Annotated in this window: 1 pseudogene; it reads right to left on the bottom strand. The window is 61.9% G+C overall.

Going from position 1 to position 231, the window contains the following annotated elements:
- Positions 1–47 precede the first annotated feature (47 nt).
- Positions 48–231, bottom strand: a pseudogene (locus A2J01_RS37080) (MerR family DNA-binding transcriptional regulator); the annotation flags it as partial.

Genomic DNA, 231 nt, shown 5'->3' with positions numbered 1-231 from the left:
CTTCTGCTGGTCGCACTGACAGTACGGGGTGGTAGAGCATCCATAGATTACGTGAACGCCTTCTCTCCTACAGGCTGTAGTGGCATCAAGTACGAGTAGTACCCGACACAGTCGCCGGTGCGTATCGCCAGCGGGAGCGTCGCACCGCTTACTCGGATCACCAGTTGCCGCCCCGGTTGGGCTGCGGCGGCGTCGCGCAGTCGCTGCCGGTCGACCAGTACTCGGAACTTC

The sequence above is a fragment of the Rhodococcus sp. EPR-134 genome (assembly GCF_001647205.1).
Taxonomy (GTDB): domain Bacteria; phylum Actinomycetota; class Actinomycetes; order Mycobacteriales; family Mycobacteriaceae; genus Rhodococcus_F; species Rhodococcus_F qingshengii.
The sequence above is the reverse complement of the archived record's forward strand: the minus strand, read 5'-3'. Positions and strand labels throughout refer to the sequence as shown.